Here is a 17,509-nt window from a genome sequence, read left to right on the forward strand (position 1 = left end):
GCTATGGCAAACGCCATTGAAACGAAAAAGCTCACGAAGGTGTTCGGCGACCGCAAGGCGCTCGACAAGGTGTCAATCGAGGTGCCTGAAGGTGCGTTCCTTTCGATTTTCGGGCCGAACGGCGCTGGGAAAACCACGCTCGTGCGCACGCTTGCCACGCTTTCTCGCGCTACGTCGGGCACGGCGCTTGTGGCGGGGTTCGATGCGAAGGAAGAACCCGACAAGGTGCGCGAGCACATTGGGCTCATCTCGCACAACCCCATGCTGTATCCCGATCTTACGGCTATGGAGAACCTCATGTTCACCGCGCAGCTCTATGGCGTGGTGAACGCCGAGGAGCGCGTGCGCGAGCTTCTGCGCGCAGTTGAACTCGACCATCGTCGCTTCGATGTGGTGCGCACTTTCTCGCGCGGCATGACGCAGCGCCTTTCCATCGCGCGTGCCCTGATGAACGACCCTGATGTGGTGTTCCTCGATGAACCTTACGCCGGCCTCGACCCCCATGCAGTCGAGATTTTCGACGGGCTCATCGAGCAGCTGCGCGACGGGCGAACCTTCATCATGGTGAGCCACGATTTGCAGAAGGGCTTCGACGTGTGCACGCATGCGCTCGTGCTCGCGCGCGGTCGCGTGGTGAGCTACGCGCCTAAGGAAGACATCGATTTCGAACAGTTCCGCCAGCTCTATCGCGAGACCGTGGGAATGGGGGTGGCGTAAGTGGCCGTTGAAATGAAAAAGCCCTCAACCTGGGCGCATTACAAGGCGCTCTTGCGCAAAGACCTCGCCCAGGAGCTGCACACCAAGGAAATGATCACGTCCATGGGCCTGTATGCCCTGCTCGTGCTCGTGGTGTATGGCGCCTCGCTCGCCCAGGCGGGAAGCGAGCTCGACATTCAGCAAATGGCGGGCGGCCTTTTGTGGGTCGTGGTATTGTTCACGAGTCTGCTGGGGTTGAACCGCTCGTTTTCTCATGAGAAAGAAAACGGCTGCTTGGAGAGCATTTTGCTCGTGCCCATGGACCGCTCCGTGATTTTCTTGGCGAAGGCCACGGCGAACTTGGTGTTCTTGCTAATCGTCGAGGTTATTTGCGTGCCTTTGTTCTTCTTCTTTTTCTTGGGAACGGTGGGTGCCGCCGAGACGTGGCCGCTCATGTTCGCACCGCTTTTGGTGGGCACCATCGGTATAGCAGGCATTGGCACGCTGCTTTCAACCATCACCATCAATACGCGCGGCAAAGACGTTATGCTCGCGGTGTTGTTCATTCCGCTTATGTTTCCACTTCTGTGGGCGTGCGTTTCGGCGACCACGGGCGTGTTGGTTGGCGGCGAGGAAGTGATGGAGACGTTCACCACGTCAATGGCTTTGGCGGGGGGCTACGACGTCATCATGATTTTGGTGTCGTGGGTGCTTTACGACTTCGTTGTGAGCGCTTAAATCGTTGGGGGTCGCGTGCGGCTCCGCGCGGGCTTTTCTGAAACCACAGCGGGCTACCGCTCGCCTCTGGCTCGCTATGCGCCCGCTTGACGGTGTTTCATTCTGGAATGAAAAGCAGGAATGAACACCGACGGTTTCCAAAAAGCCCGCGCGGAGCCGCACGCGACCGCGACGCAAGGTTTGCTCAGCTGCGCGAAGCGAACGGTAGCGAACCGTGGCCCCGGATGGGCCCCTGGCCTGGCTTCGTGCGGCGGTAGGATACGAATAGATGGTCTACGTTGCTTAAGGCATACGAGGAAGGGTTGGTGACATGACCGACAAACCGTTTAAGGAGCCCAAGGTTGGTGGCAAGCTTGACGCTGCCGCGCCTTGGATGATGGCGGTGGGCACGCTGCTCGCCGTTGCGGGCTTCGTGCTCACGTTCACGTTGGCGCCGCTCGTCAACGGCGCGGCTGTGAGCGAGCCGCAGGTTATCGCGGGAACTGTGGTGGCCAATAAGCTGCTCATCTCGCAGAAGATCTTCTATTGGCACGTGCCGGTGGCCATTTCGAGTTTCGCTGCGGTGATATTCTCTGCGTTCTACGGCGTTCGATTCCTTATGACCAAACGCGCTTGCTATGATGTGCGTTCGCGCATCTGCATGGAAGTCGCGCTCGTCTTCGTGCTGTGCGTTATGGCCAGCGGTGAGTTGTGGGAGCGCTTCGAGTGGGGTGTGTGGTGGACATGGGAGCCGCGTCTTACCACGTACTTCATTTTGATGCTCATGGTTTTCGCGTACTTCATTCTGCGCAACGCCGTTGAAGACCCCGAGCGCCGCGCGACCTATTCGGCTGTGCTTGGCATTCTGATTTGCGTGGATGTGCCTATCTGCTTCATGATCACGCGCATTATTCCCTCGAGCGTGCACCCGGTTATTTTCCGCACCGATTCGGGCCTGTCGCCCGACATGTTGCTGCCGTTCTTGCTGTCGCTGTTCGGCATGATGCTCATCGCGTTCGGTCTGTACCGCCTGCGCCTGCGCACCCAAATCATGCAAGACAAAGTCGCCCGCCTTTCCGACGCATTGGAGGACTAAATGAATCCCGTTCTTTCTGAAATCTATTCCACCGTGCTTGGCGGTGCGCCGTACGTAATCGCCGCCTATGCGCTTATCTTCGCGATTCTCATGGTGTACGTGATTATGACCACCTTGAAGTTGAAGAACACCGAAAAGAAGCTTGACGCGCTTGAGGAGCATGTCGAAGAGTTGCTTGCTGCGAAGAAATAGCGCGCTGGCCTGGTTTTTTGCGTATGTGAGATTGGAGCGGTGGGTGCCACGGACGCCTGCCGCTTTTTCTTTCTCGGAGACAAGAGTGCGCTTGGCGATGGGGTGCCCGGTGTTCATTCGCGGCGGTGCTCGTTCGCGCTGGCGTGCAGCCTTTTTGGGCTTTTCCCGCTCGGCGTTCAAGTGTCGTACAATACACCCACGCAATCGAACGGGCCGCCGTGCGCGGCACGTCGTTTTCCCAGATAGGAGATGTACGTTGAAGGCTTTGATTCCCGCTGCGGGCATGGGCACGCGCTTCCTTCCCGCCACTAAGGCTCAGCCGAAAGAAATGCTGCTTGTGGTCGATCGCCCGGTTATTCAGTATGTGGTCGAAGAGGGCTTGGCATCGGGCGCCGATGAGGTCGTTATCGTGAACAGCCGCGATAAGAAGTCCATTGAGAAGCACTTCTCGCCCGACCCGGAGCTCGTGGCAACGCTGCGCGCCCGCGGCAAAGATGCTTATGCCGACGAGGTCGAGCGCGTTGGCAATCTCAACGTTTCCTACGTTTACCAGGACGAGCCGCTGGGCTTGGGCCATGCGATTCACTGTGCGGCCGAAAAAACCGCCGATGAGCCGTTCTTCGTGCTTTTGGGCGACGTCATCGTGCCCGACAACAACATTTGCCCGCGCATGCTCGAGGTTTCTCGCGCACACGGCGGCGCGAGCGTGATTGCCGTGCTTCCCGTTCCCGACGAGCAGGTGCATCGCTTCGGCATTATCGACGGCGCTCCCGTCGAAGGCGAAGACGGCGTGTGGAAGGTGAACAGCCTGGTCGAGAAGCCGGCGCTTGAGGATGCTCCGTCGAACCTCTCGGTGTTCGGCCGCTACCTGCTTTCGGCTCGCGTTATGGAGCTTCTGGCCGACGCCAAGCCCACCGTGGGCGGCGAAATCCAGCTCACCGATGCGCTTGATGCGGTGCTCGCCGAAGAGGAAATGTACGCTGTCGTCATTTCCGACGAAGACGGCTTCGACACCGGCACGGTCGAGACCTGGCTCGACACCAACAACAAGCTGTACGCTCGCAAGAACGGCTAGGCTGAAAAATACGCGAGAGAACGGGGGCGCCATATGGCGCCCCCGTTTTTTAGCGCCTTATCTCGTGGAACAAAAGGCACCTACTGATGGTTGCTGTTTTATTAGCTCGTGGTATAGGGTCTGCCTGCATGCTACAATACGAACAAACGTTTGGCTATAAACGACGCGGGTTGGAGGCGAGATGGAAAACGAGATTGTGCTGTTCGAATCGGAAGACGATCAGATAAAGCTCAATGTCGAATTCGACGGCGAAACGGTATGGCTGACGAAAGAGCAGATGGCGACGCTTTTTGGGAGAGACAGGTCGGTGATTTCCCGCCATATCTCTAATATTTTTAGGGAAGGGGAAATCCTCGAAGAAGGCAATGTGCATTATTTGCACATTGCAAATTCGGACAAGCCGGTCGCGTTCTACAACCTTGATGCCATCATTTCGGTCGCCTATCGCGTGAAATCAAAGCGCGGCGTCGAATTCCGTCGATGGGCAACAGGCGTGCTGCGACAATATGTGCTTGATGGCTACGCAGCAAACAAGCGTCGCCTTGCGCAGTTAGGGCAAATCGTCCAGGTCATGGATTGCATTCCGAATTCTTCCGAGGCGAAGGGTGTTCTCTCGGTCGTCAAAGCGTACACAGGCGCGCTCGATCTGCTCGACGACTACGACCATCGGCGAATCGCGAAGCCGAAGGGCCGCGCGGCGACGTACGTGCTTAATTACGACGAATGCCGAAGCCTTATCGCGTCAATGAAGTTCTCGCGCGACAGCGACCTGTTCGGCGTCGAGAAGGACGACTCCTTCCGCTCGAGCATCGCGGCGATCTACCAGGGCTTCGGCGGACAGGAGATGTACCCGACTCTCGAGGAAAAGGCCGCGAACCTGCTGTATTTTGTCGTGAAGAACCATTCGTTCCACGACGGCAACAAGCGCATCGCCGCCGCGCTCTTCCTGTATTTCTTGAACATGAACGATGCGTTGTGGGCCGATGGCGCCAAGCGTATTTCCGACAGCGCGTTGGTCGCGCTCACCATCATGACCGCCGAGTCGAAGCCCGACGAGAAAGAGGCTATGGTGGCATTGGCTATGAGCTTCCTTTCTTTGGGGTAGTGCGTAGCGCATGGCGGCAAGAGCAAGATGGGGCGAGGGACACATCCGATTGGGCGTGGCCCTCGTGTTGTATGCGGCGTGCAATTTGGCCAGTTCTGTCCATTCTGTTGTACACGCGTGCGAATGAAACTGGCTAGTATCGTTCCTATCAGGTGAATCGATAGGAGGAAGCTATGTACGAGCCGTCAAAAATCATGCAGTCGTTCTTTATCGCGGGGTTTCAATATCACGATGGCGCGTTGGCGCTCAAGAAACTCAAGGCTGGTAAGAAGCTCGAACTCATAGCCGAACCCGACAACCCACACGACCCCGATGCCGTGGCGATTTACCGCAAGGGCGTGCATCTTGGCTACGTCCCCGGCGATAGCAACGCTACCATCGCGCAGCTGTTGCGTTTCGGCCATGCCAACGTGCTTGAATGCCGCATTATGCAGGTCGACAAAAAGGCCGATCCATGGAAACAGGTGCGCGTGGGAATTTACGTCACCGACAATCGCAAACAGAAAAAGGCGGAATAGCCGTGTGCTCCGCGTTTGGGTAGGGCGCCCCGTTCGAACGGGGCGTTTCTCTTTGTGCATGGGCTGGTTTTCGAAAACGTTTACCCAGCACGCGCTTTCGCGCGGTATCCTACAAGTACTAATGGGATATGAAAGAGGAGCAGCCTCTATGAACGGATTCAATGCATTCGGTGCGCAGGTGGGCGGAAGTCGACCCGCCAAGCAGCAGGACGTTTCGAGCTTGCTGCGCGATGTGACGCCCCTGGGTTCTCGCGCAGCTGCGAATGCGAACGATTTTTCGCCTGAGCGCTTGGCTGAAATCGCCGAAAACGAGCGCCGTTGGTCATGGGTTGAGGTCGACCTGGGCGCCATTCGCAACAATATCGTCGTGGCCAAGCGCCGCCTGAAACCCGGGTGTCGCCTGCTTGCCGTCGTGAAGGCTGACGCCTACGGTCATGGTTCGGTTGAGGTTGCGAAAACCGCACTTTCTGCCGGCGCCTCCTATCTTGCGGTGGCGACGGTGCAGGAAGGCGTTAAGCTGCGCGAGGCGGGCATTACCGCGCCCGTGCTCATGCTTTCCGAGCCCCCCGAGGCCGCCATTCCGCTGCTTCTGAACTATAACATCATGCCGAGCGTATACACGGCCGAGTTCGCTGTCGCCTATGGCGAGGCGGCCGACGCGCATGGGCTGCGCGCTCCGTTCCATCTGGCGCTTAACACCGGCATGAACCGCATTGGCGTGCGCTTTGACGAAGCGGTCGAGTTCGTGCGTCAAATCAGCTTCCACCGTGCGCTTGAGCATGTGGGCACGTTCACCCACTTCGCTACGGCCGACTGCCCCGAGACGCTCGACTTCAACATGCAGTTCCGCCGCTTCACCGAAGCCGTCTCCGACATGCGTGTGGCGGGCATTAACCCAGGCATCGTGCATTGTGCGAACTCTGCAGCACTTCTGCGCTACCCCGATACGCATCTCGATATGGCGCGCTTTGGCATTTCGCTGTATGGCTTCCACCCGTGCCCCGAAACGGTGGGCTATTTCGATTTACACCCGGCCATGAGCGTGCACGCGCGCATCACCAACGTGAGCCAGCCTCCCATGAGCGAGGGCGTGAGCTACGGTTTGCACTATCGTTCTACTGGCAGTGTGAAGATTTGCACGCTGCCCATTGGCTATGCCGACGGCTACAACCGGGCGCTTTCGAGCCGCGCCCAGGTCATTTACAACGGCCAGCTTTGCAACCAGGTGGGCAATATCTGCATGGATCAGTGCATGTTTGAGATCGATATGCGCAGCAGCGGTACGCGTCCGCGTCTCGACCCCCAAATTGGCGACGAGGTGCTGCTTGTGGGTGCTCAGGGTGGCGCGCGCATCTCAATCGACGACATGGCGGAACAAATCGGGACCATTCCGCATGAGCTGTGCTGCGCGTTCGGTTTGCGCATGCCTAAGGTTTACACGCGCTAAAGAAGGCGAGGGCGCCATGGCCATAGTGAACAGCCATTTTGCAACGGTGCAGGCGAAGGAAGGCGAGGATTCCGCCCAGCTTCTGGCCGATATTGAAGGCGTTATTGGCCAGTGCCGTCGGTGCGCTTTGTGCGAAGGCCGCACGAATGTGGTGCCGGGGTTTGGCAACCCCGCCGCCCGCGTGATGCTCGTTGGCGAGGCACCTGGTAAAAACGAAGATTTGCAGGGGCGTCCGTTTGTGGGCGCCGCGGGGCATTACCTTACCGATTTGCTGGCGCTTGCGGGCCTTTCGCGCGACGAGGTGTTCATCGCTAACGTGTTGAAGTGTCGCCCGCCGTCGAATCGTGACCCACATCCCGATGAAATTGTCACGTGCACGCCGTATTTGCGCGATCAAGTGCGCGCCATCGGGCCGGAATTCCTCGTGACCATGGGCAACTTCTCCACGAAGTTCATTCTGAAAACCGAACGCGGCATCACGCGCTTGCATGGACAGGTGACTATGGCGGGGCGCTTCAAGGTGTTCCCCGTGTATCATCCTGCGGCGGCGCTGTACGACCCCACGAAGCAGGTCGCCATCGAAGCCGATTTTCGTCGCTTGGGCGAGCTGCTGAAAGGGTAGGGGCGCGTGGCGCTTGGGCTGAGCCGTGCCTGCAGCGTTCGGGCAGCACTGGCGTGCGCGCATGGCGAGGTATGAAATGCTGCCGACTCTCGTTTGCCCATTCTCGTCTGGCAGCGTTTCGCCTTAAGATAAGTACAGAAATGAACATTGACGACTTGTTGCACGCGTGGCTCGGCTTGGGCGCCGTGCGATGGAGATTATTCATAAAAAGGAACTAACGCATGACTGAAGAATTCGACCCGAAAGTGTACCTGCAGCAAGGCGCGTGGCGCGACGTCCGCCTGGGGCTGCATCGTACGGAAGAGCTGCTCGAGCGCCTGGGCCGCCCGCAAGATCGCCTGCGCATTGTGCATGTGGCAGGCACGAACGGCAAGGGGTCGACGTGCGCGCTCACCGCGGGCATTCTGCAAGCGGCGGGCTACAAGGTTGGCCTGTTCACCTCACCGTATGTGTTGCGCTTCAATGAGCGCATTCAGGTGAACCGCGAAGATATTTCCGATGAAGATTTGCTCGCTGTGGCGCTTGAGGTGCGCGAAGCGGCCGAGCAGATGGATGAGCAGCCCACGGCGTTCGAGCTCATCACGGCGGCGGCGCTGCTGCACTTTGCGCAGGTCGGATGCACAGCGGTGGTGCTCGAGGTGGGCTTGGGCGGCAGGCTCGACTCCACGAATGTCGTCGTGCCCGAGGTGTGCGCTATTACCTCGATCGCGCTCGACCACACGCACGTGCTTGGCGACACCATCGCCAAAATCGCGTACGAAAAGGCCGGCATCATCAAAGCCGGCATTCCCGTGGTGAGCTACAAGCAGAAACCCGAAGCCGAGGCCGTTATCATGCAGCGTGCTCGCGAGGTGGGCGCACCGGTGAGTGTGCCGCGCTTCGGTCGCATTCATGCGCACGCGGAAGGCCTGCACCAGGTGTTTTCCTACGACGGCTTCACCGATGTGCGCCTGAAGCTCGCGGGCACCTACCAGCCGAACAACGCTGTGATGGCTATCGAAATTGCGCGCGTGCTGCGCGGACGTGGGTTCGAGATTTCCGATGAGGCCATTAAGGCAGGTCTCGAGGCCACGGTGTGGCAGGGCCGTTTCGAAGTGGTGCGCGACAATCCCACGGTGATTGTCGACGGCGGCCACAACGAGCAAGGCGCCAATGTGCTGGCGGCGAGCTTGCGCGAGTATTTCCCGCAGGGCGGCGTGACGTTCGTGATGAACGTGCTGCGCGACAAGAATTACCAGGCCATGATTGATGCCACGCTGCCGCTGGCGGCGCGCTACTTCTGCGCCGAGCCGCCCGAAAACGAGCGCGCGCTGCATGCCGACGAGCTGGCCTGTGTCATTCGCGAGCGTGAGCTCGAGTTCGAGGGAGTGCACGACTACTGCGTGCAGCGCCTGCAGGTGCAGGCCTGCCCGTCGATTGCCAATGCGGTTGAAGGTGCCGTTGAAGCCGCCGGCCCCGATGGCGTGGTGTGCTGCTTCGGCTCGCTCTACGCCATCGCCGACGTGATGGCTGCGCTGAAAAGCTGCTAATGTGTTGCCTGCTCGAATCCTGCTAAATGCTCGTAGCGTTTAACACATCTGCTGGCCTTTTATCGTTTATTTCCCTTGCACCATGGTGAGGGAGATTTTCTTGCGGTCGCGGTCGACTTTTTCTACCCACACGTTCACGGTGTCGCCCACGCGAACCACATCGCTCGGGTGCTTCACGAAGCGATTGGCGAGTTTCGAAATGTGCACGAGGCCGTCTTGGTGCACGCCGATGTCGACGAACGCACCGAAATCGACCACATTGCGCACGGTGCCCTTCAGCTCCATGCCTGGTTCAAGGTCGTCGATGGAAAGCGCCGAGCGGTTGAACACGACTTCGGGGGCGTCGTCGCGCGGGTCGCGGCCGGGCTTTTTCAGCTCGTCGATAATATCGATGAGCGTCAGAATGCCGCAGTCGAGCTGCTCGGCCAATTCGGCCACGCTGCCTGCGCGCTTCTCGATATCGGGAATGCCGCCGCGCTCGAGTTCGCTCGCCGACACGCCGGCCCGCTTGAGAACCTCGGTTGCCACCGGGTAGCTTTCGGGGTGCACGCTCGTGGCGTCGAGCGGGTTTTTGCCGCCCGCAATGCGCAAAAAGCCCGCAGCGTTCAGGTAGGCCTTTGGTCCCAGCTTGGGAACCTTCTTCAGCTCGCGACGATCGGCGAAGGCGCCGTTTTCCTCGCGATAGGCCACGATATTTTTGGCTACCGTCGACGTGATGCCCGAAACGTAGCTCAAAAGGCTCGCGCTGGCGGTGTTCACGTCCACGCCCACGCGGTTTACGACGTCTTCGACCACATAACCCAGCGTACGAGCAAGTTCTGCCTGGTCAAGGTCGTGCTGGTACTGGCCCACGCCAATCGATTGCGGTGGAATTTTTACGAGCTCGGCCAACGGGTCTTGCAGGCGGCGGCCAAGGCTCATCGCGCCGCGCACGGTCACGTCGAGGTCGGGGTATTCCTGGCTGGCGAGTTCCGATGCCGAATATACCGACGCGCCGGCCTCATTCACGATGGTGTAGCGTAAATCGGGCGCCTGTTCGGCGATGAACTCCGACACCACCTCCTCGGTTTCGCGGCTCGCGGTGCCGTTGCCAATCACGATGGTGTTTACGCGGTCTTTCTTCACGAGGCGGGCGAGCTCGCGTTTGGTGCCCGCCACGTCGCCGCGCGGCTTGGTGGGGTAGACCACGCTGTGGTCGAGCAGCTTGCCGGTTTCGTCCATCACAGCAATTTTGCAGCCGGTTCGATACCCCGGGTCGAGGGCCAGCACGCGTGCGCCGCGCACGGGACGGGCCGACAGCAGGCCCTCAAGGTTTTTGGCGAACACATCGATCGCCTCGGTTTGCGCGCGCACGGTAAGCTTCGCGCGGGCCTCGCGTTCGAGCGACGGCGCCATGAGACGCTTGTAGCCATCGGCGATGGCGGCGTCAAACACGGGCGCGAACACGCCGCATCGGCGCGGCCAGCGAGCGCCAAGGCGTGCAGTAGCCGCGCTTGCGTCGACGTTCACGCGCACGCGCAGCTTGCCCTCGCGCTCGCCGCGGTCAATTGCGAGCACGCGATGGTTGGGAATCTTGCGCAGGGGCTCATCGTAGTTGTAGTACGGCTCGTAAGGAGTCGCCTCGTCGGCATTGGTGGCCTCGACCACGATGTCGGCGGTGTTGTGCGTGAATGCGCGCAGGTCGGCCACGCATTCTGGGTCTTCCGCAACGGTTTCGGCCACAATGTCGCAGGCGCCGGCAAGTGCCGCCTCGGGCGTCTCGAAGCCAGCATCCTCGTTGACGTATGCCGCGGCGGCATCGAGCGCGCTGCCCTTGGCTGAGGCCTGCATGATGATCATATTAGCGAGCGGTTCCAAGCCGGCTTCGCGGGCCTTCTGGGCGCGGGTCATGCGTTTTTTGCGGTAGGGCTTGTAGAGGTCCTCGACGCGCTGGAGCTGTGTGGCCTTGCGAATCTGCTGCTCGAGCTCGGGCGTGAGTTTGCCCTGGGCGTCGATAAGCAGGATCACGTCCTCCTTGCGCTGCTCAAGATTGCGTAGGTAGGACAGGCGATCGTCGAGCGCACGCAGGGCGACGTCGTCCATGCCGCCCGTGGCTTCCTTACGGTAGCGCGCGATGAAGGGAATGGTGTTGCCCTCGTCGATGAGCTTGACGGCCGCTTCGACGTTGCTGGCTTTCAAATTAAGCTCGCGTGCGAGCTGTTCAATCAGATTCATAGAGCTCCTCTTAATTGTGGAGTGCCTATTGTACGCGCGCCGTTATGCCGCTCGCGCGTTTGTTGTCCGAATCTGCTAAATGCTCGGAACCTGTTAAATGCTACGAGCATTTAACAGGTCGCATTCCAAAACAGGGATTTCCCTGCGTTTCTGAAGCATTCACGCTTGCTCCAAAAGTCGAGAAAAATAGTTTGACGAACTAAGTAATATCGATATACTTCGGTTCGAGCTTTTCTGCGGGCGCCGCGTTTGATGCCCGACGCGCGCAGAAGCGCAGCCTCGAAAACCCCGTTTGTAGGGCAGTGCGCGACAGGGGAAAGCGGCGCAAGCTGACATGCGTGCTGCATGTGATCAGCCTCATTCATGCGGGACCGCTCGTCGCTTCCCTCGATGTCGCCCGACTGAAGGAGCAGTTTGTGAAAATCGCCATTGTCACCGATTCGACGTGTGATTGGGCGCTCGATGAGTTCGCCCGCCGCAATGTTGAGATGGTGCCGTTGAAAATTTGTTTTAGCAACGAATCATTCGCTGACCAAATCGAAATCTCGACCGACGAGTTCTATGACCGCATGATAGACGCGGTCGACCTGCCCAGCACATCGCAGCCTTCGCCGCACGACTTCGCGAAGTTGTTCGAGCGCTTGGCTGAAGAGGGCTACGAAGGCGCCGTGTGCTTGCATATCGCCCTTCCGCTTTCAGGAACGCCCCAGGTTGCGGGCATTGCCGGGGCCGACGCTCCGCTCGACGTGCGCGTGATTGACACGCGATGCGCCACCGCTCCGCTCGGCCTTATGGTCGATGCTGCCTGCGAGCTGCGCGATTCCGGCGCAAGCCTCGATGATATGTGCGAAAAGCTTGTCGCTTTCCGTGACGCGACTCGCACGGTACTCGTTCCCGACTCGCTTGACAACTTGGTGCGCGGCGGACGCTTTCCTGAAGAAGCCGCCAAACAGGCCAGCGTGTTGAACATGCGCATGATGCTCACGTTCAACGAGGAAGACGGCAAGGTTGGCGTTATAGGCAAGTCGAAGGGCGCGAAAGGAGCCATCAAAGACACCGCCGCGTTCATCGAAAACTATGCCGCCGAACATGGCCGCACCCGCCTTCGCTTGGTGCATTGCCGCAACCCAAAAGCGGTAGAAACTTTGATAGACACGCTAACTAAATCTAAGGTAGACTTCGAGGTAATATCGATTGACCCGTGCGGCGCGACCATTGCAACGCACCTGGGCATAGGTGCATTCGGCGTGGCTATGGCGCCTGCCGCGCGCTGCGAATAGAAAGGTTCGGAATGGAAGCGAGTTCGGCGAGGGAGCAAAGGCAGGAAGTCAACGAACTTCTTGTCGAAACCTTCAATAGCATTTTGCGCGTAGAGGAAAATGCGCTGAAGAATCGCCTGACCCGCGGCCTCACGATTTCAGAAATCCACACTATTCATGCCATCGGCCTGAACGGCGCGAGTCCCATGAATGTGGTTGCCTCGCGCCTCGATGTGACGCTCGCGACTCTTACGGCGGCCATTGGCAAGCTTGTGACCAAGGGTTTTGTGCAGCGCACACGTTGCGAGGCCGATCGTCGGCAGGTGCTTGTGTCGCTCACTAAGGAAGGCAGGAAGGCCTACCGCGCCCACGAGCTGTTCCATCGTCAAATGGTCGATGCCGCGCTCGATGGGCTCACTCCCGAAGAAGAGGCCGCATTCGCGCGAGGTCTCTCGAAGGTGAAGGCGTTTTTCGAGCATCACTCGTAAGGCGTTGGTACGCGCGAAATGATTTACGAAAAGAAAGAGTTGGGCTTTCGCCCCTCTCTTTTTTAAGCAAATATAGTTAGATAATCGAACAATTAGAAAGGCTAAAGAAATGACCACTCTCGAAACCATCCAAGAGATCCTGAACGAGAACCTCGACATCGACCCCGCCACCGTTGCCGCCGACTCCACGTTCGAGTCTCTCGGTATCGATTCGCTCGACATGGTTGAGCTCGTGTGCGAGATCGAAAACCGCTTCGACATCGAGCTCGGCGAAGCCGAGGGCCTCGACACGGTTGGCAAACTGGTCGACTACATCGATGGCTTGAAATAAGGCGCACATCCCGAGCGAATTGTCGGCTGAGGCTTTGCCGTGGCGGAACCGCGCGATGCATTTTGCGCGAGTTCCGCACGAGCCGAACGCCCAGTGGCTGTTCGTGCGAGCTCGGGGCAGTTTGAGTTTAGCGAAACGTATCGCGCGGTTCCGCCACGGCGGGATGCAACGAAAGAGGGGGATGTATGAACACCCGCGTAACAGATCTTTTGGGCATTCGCGTGCCCGTCATCCAGGGCGCCATGGCCCGCATCGCCGACGGCAAACTCGCCGGTGCGGTGTCTGCGGCGGGCGGCTTGGGCATTATCGCCTGTGGCGGCGCGCCACTCGCGTGGATCGAAGAACAGGTGCGCATTGCCCGCGAAATCGCTGGCGATGCTCCCATTGGTGCAAACGTCATGCTCATGGATCCGCAGGCGCCCCAGGTGGCGGAGCTGCTCACCAAGCTGCGCGTCGACGTGGTTACCACGGGCGCGGGCAGCCCTGCGAATTTCATGGCAGCCTGGAAAGAGGCTGGCATAAAGGTGGTTCCCGTGGTGGCGTCTTCGGCACTCGCCGCGCGCATGGAGCGCATGGGCGCCGACGCGGTGGTTGCCGAGGGCTGCGAGGCCGGTGGCCACATTGGCGAGCTCACCACTATGGCGCTCGTCCCGAGTGTATGCGATGCCGTGCGCATCCCCGTGATCGCGGCGGGCGGCATCGCCGACGGCCGTGGCATGGCGGCCGCGTTCGCGCTGGGCGCCGAGGGCGTGCAGGTGGGCACCCGCTTCCTTACGGTTGAGGAATGCTGCATCGCCGATGCGTATAAGGAACGCGTGCTGAAGGCGAAAGATTCCGACACGGTGGTGACGGGTCGCGGAAGCGGGCACCCGGTGCGCGGCTTGAAGAACAAGTGGGCACGCGCGATGCGCAAGCTCGAATGCGATGCCGCCGCCAACTCTGACGAACTCGAGGGCATGTACGCCGGTTCGCTTCGCCGCGCGGTGGAAGGCGATGTCGATGGCGGCTCCATGATGGCCGGCCAGTCGGCAGCGCTTGTGCATGAGCGCAAAACCGCAGCTCGGGCCATTGCCGACCTTTTGGCCGATGCCGAGGTGCGCGGTGGCATGAACCTGCAACAGCTCGCTTGCGCCAACGCCCAGCGTACGGGCCGTGCGGCGTGCGTCGTGGAAGGGAAGGAATAGCCCATGGGTGTCGCATTTCTTTTGAGTGGACAAGGCGCGCAGAAACCCGGCATGGGCGCGGCCCTGATTGAACAGGGTGCGCCCGAGGTGGCGGAAACCTTCGCCATTGCGAGTAAGGCCTTCGGGTTCGATGTGGCCGACGTGTGCCTGAACGCTTCCGCGGAAACGCTGCGCGACACCGCGTTCGCCCAACCGGCCATGTGCACGCTTTCCGTCGCCGTTGCCAAAGCGCTTGAAGCCCGCGGGGTTCGCCCCGCATACGTGGCGGGCTTCTCGCTCGGACAAATCGCGGCCCTTGCGGTAAGTGGCATGGTAAGCGAGCGCGATGCGTTTCGCATAGCCGCTTTCCGCGCGAAGGTTATGGCTGAAGCCGCGGCGGCGCGCCCGGGTTCGATGTGCGCGCTGCTTGGCGGCGAGCCTGAAGAGGCAAGCGAGGTGTGCTCGAGCGCTGCGCAAAGCGACGTGCTCGTGTGCGCCAACTACAACGCACCTGGTCAAATTGTTATTTCGGGTGACGTTGCCGCTGTGGATCGCGCTGCTGCTTTGTGGAAAGAGCGCCCGCGCCATAAGACTTCGATGCTCGCGACTTCGGGCGCATTCCACAGCCCGCTTATGCAGCCGGCGGCCGAGGCGCTCGCGGAATTCCTCGAAGAAGTCGAATTCCACGAATCTCGCACGCCGCTCGTGTGCAACGTGGACGCCCGTCCGCTTTCTGCGGCCGATGTTCGTGCGCACCTGGCGAGCCAGGTTGTTTCGCCCGTTCTGTTCGAACAAAGCGTGCGTTGGCTTTCTGAGCAGGGCGTCGACACGTTCGTGGAATGCGGGTTCGGCGGCGTGCTCACCAAGCTCGTCAAGCGCATTGAGCCTGCCGCGGCGCGATTCGCGCCCGTATCCCTCGAAGAAATTGCCCAGGTCGCAAGCGAAGTCGCTTGCGGCGGTGCCGAATAAGAAGGAGTCTTCATGACCGAGATGAACACGGCGGCGGCCGACGCTCCGCGCGGGTGCGCGGTGGTCACGGGCGGCGCCCGCGGCATTGGAAAGGCGGTGTGCGAAGCGCTTGCGGCGCGCGGTTACAACGTGGCCGTGAACCACTCGCACGCCGGCAGTGCCGAAGCGGCCGCCGAGGTGGCGGCGAGCTTGCGCGAGCGATTTGGCGTGGAGGCGGCGGCCATTCAAGCCGATGTTTCGAGCTTCGATGCGGCGGCGGGCCTCATGCAGGCTGCGCGCGAGAAGCTCGGCGAGGTGAGCGTGCTTGTGAACAATGCGGGCATCACGCGCGATGCGCTGTTTTTGCGCATGAAGGAAGACGATTTCGACCGCGTGGTGGCCGTGAACCTGAAAGGCGCGTTCAACTGCTGCAAGGCTGTGATGCCTGCCATGTGCAAGGCACGTTGGGGTCGCATCGTGAACATGTCGAGCATTTCGGGTTTGCATGGAAACGTGGGCCAGGTGAACTATGCCGCGTCGAAGGCGGGCATCGTGGGCCTTACCAAGTCGCTTGCGCGCGAGGTCGCGCCGCGCGGCGTAACCGTGAACGCGGTGGCTCCCGGCTTCATCGTGACCGACATGACTGATGCCGTTCCCGAGAAGGTGAAGGAATCGGTGCTCGGCAACATTCCCGAGCGCAGGTTTGGCCAGCCGAGCGAAGTGGCGAGCCTCGTGGCGTTCCTTGCGAGCGACGATGCCGCGTATATTACTGGCCAGGCAATTGAGATTGACGGAGGTTTGGCGCTGTGACGTGCGAAAAGAGTGAATTCCTGAAGGCCGACGGCACGCGTCGAGTCGTAATTACCGGCATGGGCGCCATTTCTCCCGCGGGCACAGGCGTCGATGCGCTGTGGAATGCGGTCTATTCCGGAAAGCAATGCATCGCGCCCATCACGCGCTTCGATGCATCCGAATTCGCCGGATCGCTTGCCGCCGAGGTGCCGAACTTCGACGCGGCAGCGTGCGGCATTTCGAAGAAGGAAGCGCGCCGCTTCGCGCTGTTCGTGCAGTACGCCATCGCCGCCTCGGAAGAGGCGTGGGCGCAGGCGGGCATCGACATGGAGGCTGAAGACGCTACGCGCGCGGCATGCGTGTGGGGAAGCGGCATTGGCGGCCTGGAGGAATTCCAGCGCGGCTGCGACACGCTTTCGCAGAAGGGCCCCAAGCGCGTGAACCCCCTGTTCATTCCCACAATGATTGAGAACATGGCGGCGGGCAACCTGTCCATTCGCTTCGGGCTGAAAGCCGATTGCCTCTCGATTGTGACGGCGTGCGCGACGGGCACGCATTGCGTGGGCGAGGCGTATCGCCTTATTCGCCATGGTTATGCCGATATGGCGCTCGCGGGTGGCAGCGAAGAATCCATTTCGCCCATATGCTTGGCGGGCTTCGGCAATTTGGGCGCGACCTCGAAATCGACCGATCCGACAGCGGCATCGATGCCGTTCGACGTGAATCGCGGCGGTTTTGTTCCTGGCGAGGGTGCGGGCGCATTGGTGCTCGAATCGCTTGAGCACGCCGTGGCGCGTGGTGCGAATATTCTGGCGGAAGTGGCCGGTTTTGGCTCGACGGGCGACGCGTACCACATGACGGCGCCCGAGCCGTCGGGCGAAGGCGCGGTGCGTGCGATGCGCCAGGCGCTTGCTGAAGGCGGTTTCACGCCCGATGACCTGGGTCATTTGAATGCGCACGGAACCTCGACGCATGCCAATGACGCAATGGAGTCGGCTGCGCTGAAAGCCCTGGTGGGCGAGAAACGCGCGGCGGACGTGCCCGTGACTTCAGTGAAGGGCTCCATTGGCCACACGCTTGGCGCGGCAGGCGCCCTTGAAGCAATCGTCTGCGCGCTTTCGGTGGCAAACGATTGCGTGCCGCCCACGGCGGGCACGCGTGAAATCGACCCCGAGTGCGGCGTGAACGTGCCGCTTGAGCCGATTGAGGGCTACAAGCAGAAGGTGGCGCTGTCGAACTCGCTGGGCTTTGGCGGCCACAATGGCTCGTTGGCTATTTCCCCGTTTGCAGGGAAATAGCGGCCGACGCTGCGCCGGT

At 60.4% G+C, this 17,509-nt stretch carries 18 protein-coding genes; 17 read left to right on the forward strand and 1 reads right to left on the reverse strand.

Going from position 1 to position 17,509, the window contains the following annotated elements:
* Positions 1–3: 3 nt before the first annotated feature.
* The 10 genes from DMP05_RS07670 to DMP05_RS07715 all read left to right on the forward strand — a co-directional run bounded on the left by DMP05_RS07670 (position 4) and on the right by DMP05_RS07715 (position 8,997).
* Positions 4–717, forward strand: a complete 714-nt coding sequence (locus DMP05_RS07670; RefSeq protein ID WP_123219894.1) for an ABC transporter ATP-binding protein — start codon at positions 4–6, stop codon at positions 715–717.
* Positions 718–1,434, forward strand: coding sequence for a heme exporter protein CcmB (locus DMP05_RS07675; protein ID WP_181861919.1), 717 nt, complete (start codon positions 718–720; stop codon positions 1,432–1,434).
* A 310-nt stretch (positions 1,435–1,744) separates the two neighbouring features.
* Positions 1,745–2,509 carry a cytochrome c biogenesis protein gene (gene ccsA / locus DMP05_RS07680; RefSeq protein ID WP_123219895.1) on the forward strand — a complete coding sequence of 255 codons (765 nt, stop codon included), beginning with the start codon at positions 1,745–1,747 and terminating at the stop codon, positions 2,507–2,509.
* A complete protein-coding gene (locus DMP05_RS07685) occupies positions 2,510–2,701 on the forward strand; it encodes a heme exporter protein CcmD (protein ID WP_123219896.1) in 192 nt (63 codons plus the stop codon). It abuts the gene before it with no gap.
* A 256-nt stretch (positions 2,702–2,957) separates the two neighbouring features.
* The gene (locus tag DMP05_RS07690) at positions 2,958–3,776 is read left to right on the forward strand and encodes a UTP--glucose-1-phosphate uridylyltransferase (protein WP_114616247.1); all 819 of its coding nucleotides are present in this window, start codon (positions 2,958–2,960) and stop codon (positions 3,774–3,776) included.
* 181 nt (positions 3,777–3,957) lie between these two features.
* A complete protein-coding gene (locus tag DMP05_RS07695) occupies positions 3,958–4,881 on the forward strand; it encodes a virulence RhuM family protein/type II toxin-antitoxin system death-on-curing family toxin (protein ID WP_183907168.1) in 924 nt (307 codons plus the stop codon).
* Positions 4,882–5,054: 173 nt separating this feature from the next.
* Positions 5,055–5,399: an HIRAN domain-containing protein gene (locus tag DMP05_RS07700; protein WP_123219897.1), complete on the forward strand. Its 345-nt coding sequence runs from the start codon at positions 5,055–5,057 to the stop codon at positions 5,397–5,399.
* Positions 5,400–5,547: 148 nt separating this feature from the next.
* Positions 5,548–6,846 (forward strand): alanine racemase, encoded by a 1,299-nt coding sequence (alr, locus tag DMP05_RS07705; protein WP_183907169.1) that lies wholly within the window; start codon positions 5,548–5,550, stop codon positions 6,844–6,846.
* Positions 6,847–6,862: 16 nt separating this feature from the next.
* Positions 6,863–7,468, forward strand: coding sequence for a uracil-DNA glycosylase (locus tag DMP05_RS07710; protein ID WP_123219899.1), 606 nt, complete (start codon positions 6,863–6,865; stop codon positions 7,466–7,468).
* Positions 7,469–7,689: 221 nt separating this feature from the next.
* Positions 7,690–8,997, forward strand: a complete 1,308-nt coding sequence (locus DMP05_RS07715) for a bifunctional folylpolyglutamate synthase/dihydrofolate synthase (protein ID WP_123219900.1) — start codon at positions 7,690–7,692, stop codon at positions 8,995–8,997.
* 66 nt (positions 8,998–9,063) lie between these two features.
* Here DMP05_RS07715 and DMP05_RS07720 read toward each other — a convergent pair whose 3' ends face one another.
* Positions 9,064–11,211, reverse strand: a complete 2,148-nt coding sequence (locus DMP05_RS07720) for a Tex family protein (protein WP_123219901.1) — start codon at positions 11,209–11,211, stop codon at positions 9,064–9,066.
* Between the two features lie 338 nt (positions 11,212–11,549).
* Between DMP05_RS07720 and DMP05_RS07725 the strand changes: the two genes are divergently transcribed.
* The 7 genes from DMP05_RS07725 to fabF all read left to right on the forward strand — a co-directional run bounded on the left by DMP05_RS07725 (position 11,550) and on the right by fabF (position 17,490).
* Positions 11,550–12,491: a DegV family protein gene (locus DMP05_RS07725; RefSeq protein WP_161957502.1), complete on the forward strand. Its 942-nt coding sequence runs from the start codon at positions 11,550–11,552 to the stop codon at positions 12,489–12,491.
* Positions 12,492–12,502: 11 nt separating this feature from the next.
* A complete protein-coding gene (locus DMP05_RS07730) occupies positions 12,503–12,958 on the forward strand; it encodes a MarR family winged helix-turn-helix transcriptional regulator (RefSeq protein WP_114616254.1) in 456 nt (151 codons plus the stop codon).
* A gap of 109 nt (positions 12,959–13,067) precedes the next feature.
* Positions 13,068–13,289 carry an acyl carrier protein gene (locus DMP05_RS07735; RefSeq protein WP_123219903.1) on the forward strand — a complete coding sequence of 74 codons (222 nt, stop codon included), beginning with the start codon at positions 13,068–13,070 and terminating at the stop codon, positions 13,287–13,289.
* A gap of 185 nt (positions 13,290–13,474) precedes the next feature.
* Entirely contained in the window at positions 13,475–14,473 is a 999-nt protein-coding gene (locus DMP05_RS07740; protein ID WP_123219904.1) for a nitronate monooxygenase, read from the forward strand.
* Between the two features lie 3 nt (positions 14,474–14,476).
* Positions 14,477–15,421: an ACP S-malonyltransferase gene (locus DMP05_RS07745; protein WP_123219905.1), complete on the forward strand. Its 945-nt coding sequence runs from the start codon at positions 14,477–14,479 to the stop codon at positions 15,419–15,421.
* A gap of 12 nt (positions 15,422–15,433) precedes the next feature.
* Positions 15,434–16,210: a 3-oxoacyl-[acyl-carrier-protein] reductase gene (fabG, locus tag DMP05_RS07750; RefSeq protein ID WP_123219906.1), complete on the forward strand. Its 777-nt coding sequence runs from the start codon at positions 15,434–15,436 to the stop codon at positions 16,208–16,210.
* Positions 16,207–17,490, forward strand: coding sequence for a beta-ketoacyl-ACP synthase II (fabF, locus tag DMP05_RS07755; RefSeq protein ID WP_280176484.1), 1,284 nt, complete (start codon positions 16,207–16,209; stop codon positions 17,488–17,490). The genes fabG and fabF overlap by 4 nt, the downstream gene beginning before the upstream one ends.
* Positions 17,491–17,509: the final 19 nt, after the last annotated feature.

It is taken from the genome of Slackia isoflavoniconvertens, from assembly GCF_003725955.1.
GTDB lineage: Bacteria > Actinomycetota > Coriobacteriia > Coriobacteriales > Eggerthellaceae > Slackia > Slackia isoflavoniconvertens.